The organism is Echinicola shivajiensis (assembly GCF_018642165.1).
Classification (GTDB): domain Bacteria; phylum Bacteroidota; class Bacteroidia; order Cytophagales; family Cyclobacteriaceae; genus Echinicola; species Echinicola shivajiensis.
Genome location: NZ_JAHHZM010000002.1, coordinates 360331 through 376710, shown reverse-complemented (window position 1 = coordinate 376710; position 16380 = coordinate 360331). Strand labels below are relative to the sequence as shown.

Annotated in this window: 12 protein-coding genes; 9 read left to right on the top strand and 3 right to left on the bottom strand. The window is 38.0% G+C overall.

The genetic code is table 11. The annotated features are described in order from the left end of the window. Window positions 1–30: 30 nt before the first annotated feature. Window positions 31–1008: a pectinesterase family protein gene (locus KMW37_RS06065; protein WP_215223712.1), complete on the bottom strand. Its 978-nt coding sequence runs from the start codon at window positions 1006–1008 to the stop codon at window positions 31–33. Between the two features lie 8 nt (window positions 1009–1016). Continuing rightward, window positions 1017–2261 (bottom strand): glycoside hydrolase family 88/105 protein, encoded by a 1245-nt coding sequence (locus tag KMW37_RS06060; protein WP_215223711.1) that lies wholly within the window; start codon window positions 2259–2261, stop codon window positions 1017–1019. A 753-nt stretch (window positions 2262–3014) separates the two neighbouring features. Here KMW37_RS06060 and KMW37_RS06055 point away from each other — a divergent pair. From KMW37_RS06055 to KMW37_RS06045, 3 genes are read left to right on the top strand one after another with little or no spacing between them, the layout of a single operon-like run. Continuing rightward, window positions 3015–4055 carry a LacI family DNA-binding transcriptional regulator gene (locus tag KMW37_RS06055; protein ID WP_215223710.1) on the top strand — a complete coding sequence of 347 codons (1041 nt, stop codon included), beginning with the start codon at window positions 3015–3017 and terminating at the stop codon, window positions 4053–4055. Between the two features lie 34 nt (window positions 4056–4089). Beyond that, entirely contained in the window at window positions 4090–5535 is a 1446-nt protein-coding gene (uxaC, locus tag KMW37_RS06050) for a glucuronate isomerase (protein ID WP_215223709.1), read from the top strand. Window positions 5536–5550: 15 nt separating this feature from the next. Beyond that, on the top strand, window positions 5551–6969 hold the full coding sequence (locus KMW37_RS06045) for a tagaturonate reductase (RefSeq protein WP_215223708.1): 1419 nt from the start codon (window positions 5551–5553) through the stop codon (window positions 6967–6969). Between the two features lie 63 nt (window positions 6970–7032). On the opposite strand, the gene KMW37_RS06040 is transcribed toward KMW37_RS06045, so the two are convergent. Beyond that, window positions 7033–9849: a S9 family peptidase gene (locus KMW37_RS06040; protein WP_215223707.1), complete on the bottom strand. Its 2817-nt coding sequence runs from the start codon at window positions 9847–9849 to the stop codon at window positions 7033–7035. A 495-nt stretch (window positions 9850–10344) separates the two neighbouring features. On the opposite strand from KMW37_RS06040, the gene KMW37_RS06035 reads away from it, so the two are divergent. The 6 genes from KMW37_RS06035 (at window position 10345) to KMW37_RS06010 (ending at window position 16377) form a co-directional block, all read left to right on the top strand. Further along, window positions 10345–10821, top strand: a complete 477-nt coding sequence (locus tag KMW37_RS06035) for an Lrp/AsnC ligand binding domain-containing protein (RefSeq protein WP_186756698.1) — start codon at window positions 10345–10347, stop codon at window positions 10819–10821. A 260-nt stretch (window positions 10822–11081) separates the two neighbouring features. Then, on the top strand, window positions 11082–12527 hold the full coding sequence (gene sufB, locus KMW37_RS06030) for a Fe-S cluster assembly protein SufB (RefSeq protein ID WP_215223706.1): 1446 nt from the start codon (window positions 11082–11084) through the stop codon (window positions 12525–12527). A 97-nt stretch (window positions 12528–12624) separates the two neighbouring features. Beyond that, entirely contained in the window at window positions 12625–13386 is a 762-nt protein-coding gene (gene sufC, locus KMW37_RS06025) for a Fe-S cluster assembly ATPase SufC (protein ID WP_215223705.1), read from the top strand. Between the two features lie 39 nt (window positions 13387–13425). After that, window positions 13426–14715 carry a Fe-S cluster assembly protein SufD gene (sufD, locus tag KMW37_RS06020; RefSeq protein WP_215223704.1) on the top strand — a complete coding sequence of 430 codons (1290 nt, stop codon included), beginning with the start codon at window positions 13426–13428 and terminating at the stop codon, window positions 14713–14715. 10 nt (window positions 14716–14725) lie between these two features. Beyond that, window positions 14726–15949 (top strand): cysteine desulfurase, encoded by a 1224-nt coding sequence (locus KMW37_RS06015; RefSeq protein ID WP_317195554.1) that lies wholly within the window; start codon window positions 14726–14728, stop codon window positions 15947–15949. After that, the gene (locus KMW37_RS06010) at window positions 15946–16377 is read left to right on the top strand and encodes a SufE family protein (RefSeq protein ID WP_215223703.1); all 432 of its coding nucleotides are present in this window, start codon (window positions 15946–15948) and stop codon (window positions 16375–16377) included. The genes KMW37_RS06015 and KMW37_RS06010 overlap by 4 nt, the downstream gene beginning before the upstream one ends. Window positions 16378–16380 lie beyond the last annotated feature (3 nt).

Here is a 16380-nt window from a genome sequence, read left to right as displayed (position 1 = left end):
AAGGTTATTATTGGACGATAAAAATTGATTTTACTCAACAAAACTCAAAGGTTCCCATTCATCATCGCCTTTTAAAATATTAAGTGTGGTATAAGCTTCCCCTATATCAGAAGTGAGCTGCCACGACCATAAAACTCTTTCATCCGGAGCTGCTCCCGGCCCGACCGACCTGTATTCAGCATAGAAGCAGTTTTCTTCTGCCTCTGGTTTGTCCCAATTATGCCAACCTTCTGCTTTGATATGGGCTCCTAGTTCGCAGTTGATAAATACAGTTTGGGCATACTCCCGCCAAGGCCTGCCTAGATAAACACTATTTTCGGGAGCATTTCCAGTGAGTTTACAATTAATAAATACTAAACCATGTAGGCTCCTTTTGTCTGTTGAGGCTGCCGTGATATAGTGTCCTCCCTCTTTAGAATATATTTCGCAGTCTTCAAAGACCGCAGTGGACCATCCAAAAATAAAATCAGTTGTGCCTTCTATATAACAATTCTTATAGTACTGTCTGCTATCTTTTCCATGGACATATAGTGTGTCCTGAAATCCCAAAAATCGGCAATTTTCAAAAAACACTTTATCACCATCCACCCTTACTGCCACTGCTTGGCCTACAGGGCCTGAAGAGTTTTCAAAAGTGATGTTCTTGGCATAAAAGTTATCCCCAAAAACAAAAAAACTGGATGATCCCGTGGTTCCTAGTTCCTCTCCGAAACTGTTTTTCTTTGAGGCAAAATCATCATAGGTAACCACTGTTTCTTCTGCATTGTCCCCTATAAGATGTACATTGGTTTTGGTAGCTGCTAAAGTCAATTTCTCCTTATAGGTCCCTGGCTTTAGGTGAATTCGAGTAATATTTTTCCTGAAATCGGGAATACTGTTAAAAGCTTCTTGAATGGTTTTAAAATCACCAGAACCATCTTTGGCTACCACAATGTCAAAATCCTGAGCGCTTACCCTATGACTGAATATCATGGAAATCAGGAAACATGCATTAAATAAAATCTTCATAAGTTGGGTTATTTGATCAGTTCATACTGCAAAGAAGCAAGGATGAATGGGCCTACTCCCTTGGGGTCATTAATTCTTATCGGTTCATTAATATAATATTCATAAGAACCGTCTCTATAAGGACTCCCCCCTAATCCGGCAACACCACAAACATTAGTGATGCTTATCCCTCCATCCTCATCTTCCCGAATAAATTCATTTATCAAACCATTATAGGCATTTATTCCAGCATCTTTATATTTTTCATCCAAATACCCTTTTGAAAATCCCTTAAGTAAGAAATATGTAAACATGCTTGAACATGAAGATTCCAAATAGTTTCCTTCACGATCACCTTGATCCACGACTTGGTACCAAACACCCGTTTCATCTTGGTATTTCACAATTCCTGCAGCTATTTTCTTTGCTACATCAATAATCATATTTCGCTTAGGATGATTTTCAGGTATATAGTCCAAAACATCAACTACGGCCATACTAAACCAACCTATACTCCTTCCCCAATAATTTTTGGAAAGACCAGTCTCCGGATCTGCCCACCTTTGCTCTTTGCTTTCATCCCAGGCATGATGGTAAAGGCCAGTTTCTTCACTATAGCCATATTTATCCATTACGTAAATTTGATTGGCAACATCATCAAAGAGCGTAGACTCTTCAAATACGGCAGCATATCTTGCTAAAAATGGAGAACCCATATATAATCCATCCAGCCACATTTGATGTGGATATACTTTTTTGTGCCAAAATCCCCCCTCAGTATTCCGGGGATGCTTTCTCATCTGATCTCTTAATTCCTCTACTGCCAGATGATACTTTTCTTTGCCTGTTTCTTCGTAGAGCCCAATCAAAAACTTTCCTCCGTTTACCCTGTCAATATTAAAATCTGACTTTTTATAGGTCTTGATTTCACCTTGCTCATTGATCATGAAATCAGCAAAGTTCAAGATATAGTCCAAAAATCTTTCCTCACCAGTCTTTTCATAAACTTGCTCCATAGCTGTCATGATAAGACCATGGGTGTATTCCCACTTTGGTTTTTCGTTGAAGTCCAATGTCCATCCCTCAGGATTTCTTTTAATTTCTGAATCGGCCATCCAAGTAGAATACACTTTGGCATTGGCTTCTTTTTCAGTACTCTTGGCCTCCCCGCTATTTTCTTCAACGGTTTTAGACTGACAGGAAAACAATCCCACTATAAACGATAGTGCAAGAATTATTTTTTTCGAAACAATTTGTTTTTGGGTTATATACATAAGGCAAAGGTTATTTTTCTAACATTATTAGCTATAAGGTCTATTACAGGGATGGCTTAAATCCAAGATGCTAAAGGATAAATTCCAAAATCCTTCACCTTAATCGTTTCTTATTATTATGGGAACCAAAACGACATCAGAAAAAATAAAATGAATTTGTCTAAAAAATGCTGCTAGCACCATTTTAATATCAGTGGATGTATTCATGTTATCTGAGGTTTTAATTGACTATTTATAAAAAGCTCAGGTCTCAAATCCAAACAAACAGAAATATCTCCTTCAAGCGAAGGAGACATTTCGTATCATTAACCCTAAACTAATTATATACAATTCTTAATTATCCCTCTGAAAGTGAAAACACTCACCTATCAAAAGGATGATTACTCAATCTGTATATCATAATGAGCAATCGATTGCATAGTTAAATATTTTTTATGACACTTTAAAATTTTATCCTAAAAAATCGACAAAATAATCATAAACAAGTCGGCTTAAAGAATCAAACAAAGTCTTTATACTTAAAATACAGTCAATAACAGTACAAAAATAAAATTTAATTTTCTTGACATAGGAAGAATAATTAAGCTATATTGCGCAAACGATTACATCAATAAATTAGTATAGATGTAAGATAATGCCATTACCCATTATTATCTAAAGCCAAAAAACTTTGAGTGGTCAGTCAATAAAATTTATATGACTTAAATTAAAGTTAAATAGTACATTTGAGTTTTTGGCAACCAGACTAAAGCGATGAACAAAAGAAAAAAAGCGACCATCCATGATATAGCTTCAAAGCTCGGCATAACTGCAAGTACTGTCTCAAGGGCTTTAAACAACCATCCAAGAATCAGCGATGCGACCAAAAAACTGGTTCAAAAGGCTGCCAAAGAAGTAAATTACCAACCAAACAATATAGCAGCTGCACTTAGAAATGGAAGGAGTAAATTAATTGGTATCGTTGTTCCAACAGCCAATAGGAATTTCTTTTCATCGGTAGTCAGAGGTATAGAGGAAATTGCCAACCAACTCAATTACAAAGTAATCATTTGTCAATCCTACGAAAATTTCGAAAAGGAAACACAAACAGTTGATGCCTTATTGAGTGCGAGGGTGGACGGGATCATCATGTCAATTGGAAAAAATACGGATGATTTTGAGCATTTGGAAAGAGTTGTAGAGAAAGGCATTCCCCTTGTTTTGTTTGATAGGATCACAGAAGAAGTAGCCGTTAACCAAGTAGTGATTGATGATTATATCGGTGCCTACAAATCTGTAGAACACTTGATCGAAAATGGTTTTACCAAAATCGCACACTTTACCAATCCTCGAAAAATAAATATCTACAGTGAACGACTGCGAGGCTATGCCGATGCCTTAAAAGATAATGGTATCCCCTTTGATCAAAACCTGATCATCGAAAGCAATATGCAACTAGAAGATGGGCAGCAAAGCACCTTAAAGATGCTGGAGGAAGGAATTGATTTTGATGCCATATTCTCATCCAGTGACTATGCTGCTATGGGAGCCTTACAAATTCTCAAGGAAAAAGGCATAAAAGTACCAGAGGATGTGGGTATTGCCGGCTTTGGAAACGAACCTTTCACATCTTTTACCACCCCATCATTGACTACCGTTGACCAAGTCAGTATTCCAATGGGAAATGTGGCCGCAGAATTATTCTTTGAACTGTTGAAAGCTGATCCCAAAAAGTTTGTGCCGCAAAAAACAGTACTTAAGCCAGAGTTGATCATCCGCGGTTCCTCGACCAGAAAAGTCACACAAGTCAAATAAGAAATATTATACACAACAAAATAAAAAGAAAAAAATGTTGGACGAAGTGAGCAATCGATTGCATGATAAACGTAAAAACTTCCTTGATGAGGATTTTTTACTGCAAAGTGAATTTGCAAGCACCCTTTACCATGATTATGCAAAAGATCTACCCATCATCGATTATCATTGTCACCTTTCCCCTAAAGACATCGCTGAAAATAGACAGTTTAAGAATTTAACAGAAATTTGGCTGGCTGGCGACCACTACAAATGGAGAGCCATGAGGACACTTGGTGTCGATGAAAAATATATTACAGGGAAAGCTTCAACTGATCAAGAGAAATTCGAAAAGTGGGCAGACACGGTCCCTTATACCCTTAGGAATCCTCTTTACCACTGGACACACCTGGAACTAAAAAGATACTTTGGGATTGACACCCTATTAAGTTCAGACTCTGCTGGCAGCATCTATGAAAAGGCATCTACCCTGCTTCAAACTTCTTCTTATAGCGTGCAAGGACTATTAAAGAAAATGAATGTAGAAACGGTCTGCTCCACAGATGACCCTGTTGATAGCCTTGAGTTTCATGTAAAAGCAAAGGAAAAAGGTATAAAGCCTAATTTATTTCCAGCATTTAGGCCTGATAAATCTTATGCTGTTGAAAATCCGGGCACTTACCTACAGTATATTCAAAAGCTGGAGGAAGCTAGCGGTATTGAAATAAAGAACTACAGTGCCCTGTTAGAGGCGCTAGAAAACAGGGTTGACTTTTTCCATCAGCATGGCGGACGCCTTTCTGACCATGGATTGGAACAACTATACTTCTTCAAATTGGGCAAATACAATTCAGATAAGTTGTTTTCTAAGCTTCAATCCCATCAATCATTGACACAAGAAGAAGTCAATTACTTCAAATTTGAAACCCTACTCCATTTAAGCAAAATGTATCATGCTAAAGGATGGACCCAGCAATTCCATTTAGGGGCATTAAGGAATACAAATGACAGGATGATGAGCATACTTGGTCCCGATACCGGGTTTGACTCCATTGGGGATTTCTCTCAAGCAGCGGCCATTGCCAGCTTTTTAAACCAATTGGATAGTACCGACCAATTGGCAAAGACCATACTTTACAACCTGAACCCCGCAGACAACGAAGTCATGGCTACCATGATAGGTAATTTTAATGATGGCTCTTTCAGGGGAAAAATCCAGTTTGGATCAGGATGGTGGTTCTTGGATCAAAAGGATGGCATGGAAAAACAAATGAATGCCTTATCAAATATGGGACTCTTAAGTTGTTTTGTAGGAATGCTTACAGATTCCAGAAGTTTCCTCTCTTTCCCTCGTCATGAGTATTTCCGAAGGACATTGTGTAACCTTCTTGGAAATGATGTGGTGGACGGAGAACTTCCCGCGGATGAAAAATGGCTGGGAAAAATTGTCAGTGACATCTGTTATTACAATGCCAAAAATTACTTTCAGTTTGAACAATAGCAACTCATATAAACCATGAAAACACTCAACAGACAAAATATCCCCCAATCTCCAGAAAGGCCCGTTAAGGTACTTCAATTTGGTGAGGGCAATTTTTTAAGGGGCTTTGTAGACTGGATCATTGACATCATGAATGAAAAAACAGATTTCAATGGTGATGTTCAAATTATCCAACCCATTCCACAAGGAATGGGAGATCTGATCAATAAACAAGACGGGCTTTACCATGTACAGCTAAGTGGTATTCAAAATGGCATTGCCCAAGAATCCACCCGTCTTATCAACTGTGTGAAAGGGGTACTAAATCCATATGAGGACTATCAGGCCTATTTGAAATTGGCAGAAAACCCCGATTTGAAATTCATCATCTCCAATACGACTGAAGCAGGGATTTCTTTTAATCCTAATGATGACAGTAAAGATAAAATTCCCGACTCCTTTCCTGGAAAACTAACAGCCCTATTATATCACCGGTTTGAAGTTTTCCATTGTAATCCGGAAAAAGGACTACATATTATTCCTTGCGAACTAATTGATAAAAATGGTGAAAAGCTTAAAGAAATCATCCTACAATACGCTTCGCTTTGGCAACTCCCAAAAGGATTTATCGATTGGTTAAATGGGAGCAATACTTTTTCAAATACTTTGGTAGATAGAATTGTTCCTGGATTTCCGAAAGAAACTATAAAAGAAATCCAAAATGATATCGGTTATGAAGATAACCTGGTTGTTAAGGCTGAACCTTTCCACCTATGGGTGATCGAAGGACCTGAAGCAATCAAAGAAGATTTTCCAGCGGATAAAGCAGGTTTGGATGTAATATTCGTAAAAGACCAAAGTCCATACAGGACTAGAAAAGTAAGAATTTTGAACGGAGCCCACACCTCTTTGGTTCCTGTTGCCTATTTAAATGGCCTAAGAACAGTAAGGAAATCGGTGGAAGATCCAAAAGTAGGGAAGTTTCTCAACGACACCATTCAGAACGAAATCATCCCTACATTAGATTTACCGAAAGAAGAACTGGAGCAATTTGCCAATGATGTCATGGACCGCTTCAAAAACCCTTTTGTAAAACATCTACTTAGTTCCATAGCCCTTAATTCTATCTCAAAATTCAAAGTCAGGGTACTTCCTTCCCTTTTGGAATACAAAAAGAGAAAGGGAGAGTTGCCTCAAAACCTGGTACATTCTCTGGCAGCCCTGCTTCTTTTTTACAAAGGCACTTACAATGGACAGCCTACACCTTTAAATGACGATGAGGAAATTGTAAGTTTCTTTAAGCGTATTTGGGAATTTGAAAACTTGGAAAAAGTAACCCATGAAGCATTGGCAAACACCAATCTATGGGATATGGACTTAAGTGCAATTGATGGACTGGAAAGTTCAGTAGTCGCCCAGCTTAATATACTTAGTGACTTACAAAAAGTTAAATAATCCCTATTCCAAACTGTTTCTTTATTGGATAATGCAAAAAAGGGAGGTAAAACCTCCCTTTTTCTATTCCGCCAATTCATATTTTAAAGTCTTCCCTTTTTCGACTGCAGGAATTCCTTCTGTCATCCATAAGGGAGCTGGAGCTCCTTTTAGATAATGGTCAAAAAACTGGGAAAGCCTGATAGAAAGATCCTTTCTGTTTTTCCTTTCCCTAAGGTTATGATCCTCTCCATTGTACACCAAAAACCAAGCTGGTGTTCTGTTTCGTTTAAGGGACATAAAAAACTCAATCCCCTGATACCAAGGGACAGCACCATCCGCATCATTATGCATGATTAAAACAGGTGTTTTGACCCTGTCAGCATAAAACAAAGGAGAATTTTCTATATAGTGCATGGGCTTCTCCCAAAGCGTCCCTCCTATTCTTGACTGGGTCTGCTCGTACTGAAACATCCTGCTCATCCCTGTTCCCCAACGGATACCTCCATAAGCTGAAGTCATATTAGCTACCGGAGCCCCTGCCCCTGCTGCTTTGAACATATCCGTTTGGGTTATCAAATAAGCAACCTGATAACCACCCCAACTCTGGCCTTGAATGGCCATATTTTCAGGATCAACATATCCTTTTGCCACAACCGACTGTACTCCTGGAACCACACAATTATAGGCACTCGGGCCTGGCAAACCAATTTCATATTTAATATCTGGAACAAACACCACATATCCGTTACTCACAAAATACGATATATTGATAATCGAAGCACTTGGAGCAGGAGCGATATAGTTATGAAGGCTATTTGATCTTCTTTCATAGAAATACACCATCATCGGGTACTTCTTACTTTTATCAAAATCTTCCGGCTTATAAATCAAGCCTTGTAATGAATCACCTTTCAAAGTCATGTACTCCACCAACTCAACCGTTCCCCAGTTGATATTGTCCTGCTGGGGGTTAGCCTTTGACAATTGCTCCAAATCAAAATCCCCTAATTTGGCAGCATATACATCAGGATAATCCTGAAATGTTGACCTTCTTATAATCACATCTTCAATATTTTTGGCCTTATCCAAACCAAAATAACTATGATCAGAGTATATCAACTTTTTAGGCTCCACAATCCCCTTTATATCTCCTAAAAAATACCCGCTTTTCTTATTCCTATCATTAAAAGCTGAAAGCACTAAAGGGGTTTTTGGATCGATATAATCCTTTTCGACATCCAATACTTCTCTTCTGAAAACAATTTTCTCTCTCTTACCAAGACCTTTTGTTAAACAAACAGGGTCATGTTTTGATTTAGGGTCTATTTTCCAAATATCATATTGATCATAAACAATAACAGCCTCATCCTTTTCCATCCACCCTGCATAACCATAGGAACGAGGCATACTTGGACTATCATGTAGCTGATCATAAAATTCTCCCTCAATACCTGAAGTAAGATTAACCAATTTGCTTTCTGCAATATCATAAGCCAACCAAGCACTATCCCTATAACTATACCAATTTACATACTTTCCTCCAGGTGACATGCTAGGATAACCACTGGCATTTTCAACAATCAATTGCCTGCTTCCAGATTTTAGATCTATTAGATAAATATCCCTTCCAATCTGGATATCCCAACTATAATTAATTCGATATGGGCTATCATCAGTAGCAACAGCTTTATTCAGCTTGGCCTTCGGATCTAAATTAATATTGTACAATTCCCTATCTGCCAATTGTACCGCCTTTCCAGATTTCAATCCATATACGGCTAGAAATGTTTTGCTTTCTTCTTTTGATCTATTTTTCAGCTGCATTGGCTGAATTTCCACATCATTCCAAGACCAAATATCCAAGGAAACCCTTTCCTCGTCCAGCATTGTAGTATCATCCTCATACTTATAACTTTTATAATCCTCTGTCAAACTAAAGAAAAGACCTTGATTGTTTTCGGAGAATTGGAGGTGACCATTTTCTGCAATCCTACTACTGCTCATCAAGCCCTCGGTATTCCTGTTTACAATCTCAGCATTTGTCCTCTTTTTAATATCAAACAGATACAATTGAAAATAGGGCTTCTCAGCCTTGGCCGAATCATTTGTAGCCATAAATGCAAAACGCTTCAAATCCTTGGAGAAAGCTACACTCCCATATTTTGTTTTACCCGAGTCAACAGCCACTTCCACTCCCTTTTCAAGATTGAACAAGGATATACCTGCATTATTCAAAGTATCTTGACTGGCATTGATTATATAAATCCAATCTCCTTCTTCAGAAAAGCCATACTTCTCCACACGATCAAACTCATACTTACGTGACCCATCAAAATTCCTAACCAATAACTTTGTCCCGTCTGTTTTAAGCTTCTTTGGTTTTTCAACTTTTTGGGTAGAATCACTTGCCGTACTGTCTTTTTTCTCCTTTACTTTATGAAAGTGTATTGCCAGCCAATTTCCTTTCTTCGTCGGCACCTGATACGACTTTATTGCCGACAATTTCTCTACGGCACCTCTTTCCATGTTCAAAACAAAAAGGCTATCCTTAGGCATTTTCTTTGAGCCTACATCTTCTAACTTCAACCGCCTAACAGAATCCCTTTCGGCTTTGATTTTTCCGACAGCCCAGTGACCATCATGTGAAAAATTAAAATTAGCTCCCCTAGGAATCTTGATCACCTTACTAGGATCATCATGCGACACCACTTCAAATCTACCATCTCCATCTTGCGGATTCACTTCATAACCTACCCAAAGACCATTATTGCTAATTTTGGTGGAAGAAACAGCTTCCCAGTGGTCATAATCCTCATGTGTCAGAGGCCTTTTCTGCTGTGCAAAGGCAGAAACGCTCAGAATAAACAATGAAAAAACAATAGTAATCCTTTTCGTCATATTGGGGAAAATTAACTTATGTATATAATTAGTAGACGGTCAAATTATAAATATCCACCAACTTTCAACAATCAATCCTAGTCCAATGGTTAGAATTTATTTTAAGCAGCAAAATAATAATTCCGGAAAAAGTTCAGCCTTAGAAGCCATAAAAATGGAAACAATCAGATAGAACAGCAAATTTCTAAAGGGTATAAAACAAAAAAGCCCTGCCAATGGCAAGACCCTTTTCAGAATATAAACCCAAATATAACTTTAGAGATTAAAAGTTTCGATTTTAAAACAATTGCAAAAGAATAAAATTTCGTTATAAACCAAAAATTATTTTAAATCAATGGATTATACACCAAATTTTCCTTTCCATTCACAATGTAATCCCAAAGTAAATACATTTTTCATTATTTTGCAAATCAAAAAAAATGTTAGCTGAAATTTTGACAATTCAACAATTAAAATGCATCTTTATTTAAATAACAATAACCAAATAAATAAATAATGGATAAAAATTTAGATATTGACAATGTTGATTTGAAGATCATCTCATTACTCAATGAAGATGCTAAAACCCCATATACCGAGATAGCAAAAAAGGTATATGTATCTTCAGGCACTGTCCATGTAAGAATGCGCAAGCTGGAAGATATGGGCATAGTCAAAAGCGCTACCCTCAACATTGATTTTTCGAAATTGGGTTATGATATCTCTGCTTATTTGGGGATTTATTTGGAAAAAAGCTCCTTGTATGACAATGTGATCGAAAAGCTTAAGGAAATTTCGGAGGTAATCAATGCTTATTACACTACTGGGAATTACAGCATTTTTGCAAAAATTATTTGTAAAGACACGAATCACCTGAGAGATGTCTTGAATAAAATCCAAAAGGTAGATGGTATCGACAGAACTGAGACCCTTATCGTGCTTGAAGAAAGCATAAATAGGCCTATTCAGTTGTTTGAACAAGATGCCAAGTAATTTTAGAATAGTCTATCAATTATTTAGATTAAATCTAAATAAATTAGTTACATAAGTATTTTATAGATTTTTATCACTATATCAATAAAACCAAAAGTGTCACCAAAGCACTTTTGGTTTATTAAACAACTGTATTACAACCTCTTAATAGCTGTTTTTTTATAAGATCCTAAGAATTTTACTACTGTCTGAACATAAAAATTTAGATTAATGTTATATCTTTGCGCTACAAAATGTAATTAGTCTAAATAACTCGATTTATGAGCAAAGACAATCAAATTTTAGAGGAATTCACCTCAAAAGAATATGAACACGGTTGGTCAGTTGATTTTGAAGCTGATGAAGCACCAGCTGGTTTAAATGAAGAAATTATCCATTGGATATCCGCTAAAAAGGAGGAACCACAATGGCTATTGGAATGGAGGCTCAAAGCCTACAGGACATGGCAGTCGATGGTAGAGCCAGAGTGGGCCAATGTACATTACCCAAAGGTTGATTTTCAATCTTTGATATACTACTCTGCTCCTAAGCAAAAATCCAAACCTAAAAGTCTTGATGAAGTAGACCCTGAGTTACTTCAGATTTATGAAAGACTTGGTATTAACCTAAATGAGCAAAAGAAATTACAGGGTATTGCTGTGGATGCCGTTTTGGACTCTGTATCTGTAGGAACTACCTTTAAAGATACATTAAGCAAGTTGGGCATTATTTTTTGCTCATTTAGCGAAGCAGTTAAGGAGCATCCTGAATTGGTTAAAAAATATTTGGGTTCTGTAGTACCGATGACCGACAATTATTATGCGGCATTGAACTCTGCTGTATTCTCCGATGGCTCTTTCTGTTATATACCTAAAGGTGTAAGATGCCCAATGGAGCTCAGCACCTATTTCCGGATCAATGCGGCCAATACAGGACAATTTGAAAGAACTTTAATTGTAGCAGAGGACGAATCTTACGTATCCTATCTTGAAGGATGTACAGCTCCTCAAAGGGACGAAAACCAACTTCACGCTGCTGTAGTGGAAATCTACGCTGCCAAAGACGCTGAAGTGAAATATTCTACAGTTCAAAACTGGTTCCCGGGAGACAAAGATGGAAAAGGCGGTATTTATAACTTTGTAACCAAAAGAGGTATTTGTGCTGGGGACAATTCCAAGATCTCATGGACTCAAGTAGAAACCGGCTCTGCCGTTACTTGGAAATACCCTTCTTGTATCCTTAAAGGAGATAATTCAGTGGGCGAGTTTTATTCTGTGGCTGTTACCAATAACTATCAGCAAGCTGATACCGGTACCAAAATGATCCATATTGGTAAAAACACCAAATCCAGAATTGTATCAAAAGGTATTTCTGCGGGGAAATCACAAAACTCTTACAGAGGTCAGGTACAAGTGATGAAAAGAGCGCAAAACGCAAGAAATTTCTCTCAGTGTGATTCCTTGCTAATGGGTGACAGATGTGGTGCACATACCTTCCCTTATATAGATATCCAAAACCCTTCTGCCAAAGTTGAGCATGAGGCAACTACCTCTAAAATCGGTGAAGACCAAATCTTCTACTGCAACCAAAGAGGTATTGATACTGAAGATGCAGTAGCCTTGATCGTCAATGGTTATGCAAAAGAAGTATTGAATCAGCTGCCTATGGAATTTGCCGTAGAAGCCCAAAAACTACTTGCGCTTACACTAGAAGGCAGCGTAGGGTAATCCACATACAAATCTTTAATAATTATGGTGATGGAGTTCGTTTAGATCTCCCCTCACTTATTATTACCGAATACTGAAAAAAGAAATAGTACATATCATGTTATCGATAAAAAATTTACACGCATCAATTGAAGGTACTCCTATCCTTAAAGGAATCAATCTAGAGATCAAAGCAGGAGAAGTACATGCTATCATGGGACCTAATGGTTCTGGTAAATCTACTTTGGCTTCTGTTTTGGCGGGAAGAGAAGAATATGAGGTTACTGAAGGAGAGGTTACGTTCAATGGCAAAGACCTTTTGGACCTAAGCCCAGAGGATAGAGCTAGAGAAGGTGTCTTCTTGGCTTTCCAGTACCCAGTGGAAATCCCAGGTGTAAGCACCACCAACTTCCTTAGAACTGCTGTTAACCAAGTAAGAGAATACAGAGGTCAGGAAGCACTTGATGCCGTAAAGTTTCTTTCATTGATGAAGGAGAAAATGAAGTTGGTTGAAATCGACCAGAAGCTGATGAGCAGGGCCTTGAATGAAGGTTTCTCTGGTGGGGAAAAGAAAAGAAACGAAATCTTCCAAATGGCCATGCTTGAGCCTGCCCTATCCATCTTGGATGAAACAGATTCAGGTTTGGATATCGATGCCTTGAGAATTGTTTCCAATGGTGTAAACCAATTGAAATCTCCAGAAAATGCTACTATAGTAGTTACTCACTACCAGCGTTTGTTGGATTATATTGTTCCTGATTTTGTACACGTACTTTATAAAGGAAGAATCGTTAAATCCGGATCTAAAGAACTGGCATTGGATCTAGAAGAAAAAGGATATGACTGGATCAAAGAAGATGTAGACGGAGCTTCTGTCTAATCTAATTATCCCATTGTCAAACCTCTTATTTCTTAATTGATGACTACACTAACCAAAAATAAAATCACGGAATCTTTCCTTGAAGCTGCCCTTTCAACCAAAGCTAAAAACTTGGTTGACTTACAGCAAGAAGGTATCGATTTCCTAAAAAAAGAAGGACTTCCAGCCCAAAAAGCAGAGGAATATAAATTCACGCATTTGAGCAAAAAGCTGGAAACAAATATTTCCAACTTTAAAGCAGCTACCAAAGTTAATATCAGCACTGAGCAAGTTAAGGCTGAATTGATTGCAGACCTTGATGCTCATTTGTTGGTAATCAATAACGGGCAACTAGACCTTGAATTATCTTCATTTTCCGAAGATAACTACTCCCTTAAAAGCTTTGCAGATTTAAGCACTGAAGAGGCTCAAAAGATCGGTAAAATAGCCAAGGTAGAAAAAGACCCATTTACTGCTTTAAACACAGCAAATTTTGGATGCGGAACCTATATCCATATTGCTAAAGGCAAGGTTGTGGAAAAACCAATCCTGATCCTGTATTTCAATCAGGCAAATGAAGGTCAGGTTATAAGCCCAAGATTTTATATTGATGCAGAGGCTAATACTGAAGCTACCTTTATTGAAAAGATAATCAGTCTGGATGAAGCTGTTTACTTCTTGAATTCTGTCTCTGAAGTAAAAGTTAGTGACAATAGCCACTTACATTACTATAAGATCCAGAATGAAAGTAAGGCTGCCATTGAAGTCAACAACTTTGTGACGGACATCCATAGAGATGCCACTTTCTCAGCTTTCACCCTATCCCTACAGGGAGACATGATCAGGAACAACCTGAGTTTGAATCTTCTGGACAGTGGATGTGAAGGAAATATGTATGGACTTTATCTATTGAATGGTAATAGCCATGTAGATAACCATACTAATGTGGATCATACAATGCCACATGCAGACTCCAATGAGCTTTATAAAGGCATCCTTGGGGATAAATCCAGAGGAGTTTTCAACGGTAAAATATTTGTAAGGCAGGATGCGCAAAAAACAAATGCCTTCCAGCAAAACAATAATATTTTGCTTTCAGATGATGCTATTATTAATACCAAGCCACAATTGGAAATCTGGGCAGATGATGTAAAGTGTTCACATGGCTGTACAACAGGCCAATTGGACGAGGAGGCGCTTTTCTATCTTCAGGCAAGAGGAATCGGAAAAGAAGAAGCGAGAGGACTACTGCTTTATGCCTTTGCCGGTGAAATATTAGACCATATTAAAATCGAAGCTTTCAAGGAATATTGCATTTCTCTTGTTCAAGAAAGATTAGGGAATTTATAAAATACCTTTCATGACTTTGGACATCCAAAATATCCGGGGGCAATTTCCGGTCCTTGACCAAGAGGTCAACGGAAAGCCTCTAATCTATTTAGACAATGCCGCCACCACCCAAAAACCAAAGGTGGTACTGGAGGCATTGTCTTCTTATTATACCCATGACAACTCCAATATCCATAGAGGAGCGCATACTTTAGCGGACAGGGCCACCAGGACCTATGAAAAAACCCGTGCTGCGGTACGCGAATTCCTTAATGCTAAGGAAGAAGAAGAAATCATTTTCACCAAAGGTACCACTGAAGGGATTAACCTAGTGGCATCAACATTTGGTAGAAAATTCATAAAAGAGGGAGATGAAATCATCATTTCCAACTTAGAACATCACTCCAATATAGTGCCCTGGCAGATGCTCTGTGAGGAAAAAGGAGCTATTTTAAAAGTTATCCCTATCAATGACAAGGGCGAAATCCTAATGGATGAATTTGACAAGCTGCTCACTGAAAGGACCAAACTGGTTTCGGTGGTTCACGCTTCCAATGCACTAGGAACTATCAACCCTATCGAGGAAATCATTACCAAAGCCCATCAGTTTGGAGCTAGGGTATTGATAGATGGAGCACAATCATCGGCCCATCTTGACATAGATGTACAGACCTTGGATTGTGATTTCTTTGTTATGTCTGCCCATAAGATTTACGGTCCGACAGGCTTGGGAGTGCTTTATGGTAAAAGGGAAGTTCTCGAAGCAATGCCTCCTTACCAAGGTGGTGGAGAAATGATCAAGGAGGTTACTTTTGAAAAAACCACCTATAATGAAATTCCTTTTAAATTTGAAGCAGGAACCCCTAATATTGCAGACGTGATAGCGTTCCAAAAAGCTATTGAGTTTGTCAACGAACTTGGTAAAGCTAATATTAGAGCACATGAGGAAATTTTGCTCTCCTATGCAGCTGAAAGGCTTTCAAGTATAAAGGGATTCATCCCAATAGGTACAGCAGATAAAAAAGTGAGCGTTTTATCCTTTCTGATTAATGGCATGCATCCTTTCGATGTTGGAATGATGCTCGATGCTTCAGGCATTGCAGTAAGGACAGGGCATCACTGTACGCAGCCATTGATGAATCGATTTAATCTTGAGGGAACTGTTAGGGCTTCATTTTCTGTTTATAACACCAAAGAAGAGGTAGATAGGCTGGTAGAAAGCGTAAGCAAGATCGCCAAATTAAAGAATAAATGACTGATATAAAGCACGTTCAGGAAGAAATAATAGACGAATTCACTATACTTGAGGGAGACAGAGAATCCACCATATTTTATATTATGGAGCTGGGAAATAAATTGACTGATTACCCAGAAGAGGCTCGATTAGATGAAAACCTCATCAAAGGCTGTCAATCAAAAGTATGGCTTACTACAGAGGAAAAAGATGGAAAAGTCATTTTCAAGGCTGACTCCAATACTGATATTACTAAGGGGCTTATCAGTCTTTTGATAAGAGTACTTTCCGATAGAAGCCCAAAAGAAATCGTCAATGCTGATCTGTATTTTATTGAGAAAATAGGCATGGGCAATATTCTTGGATCCCAAAGATCCAATGGCTTGGCGGCCATGATCAAACAGATGAAACTATATGCATTGGCATATCAATCAAAATTAAACGTTTAGCTA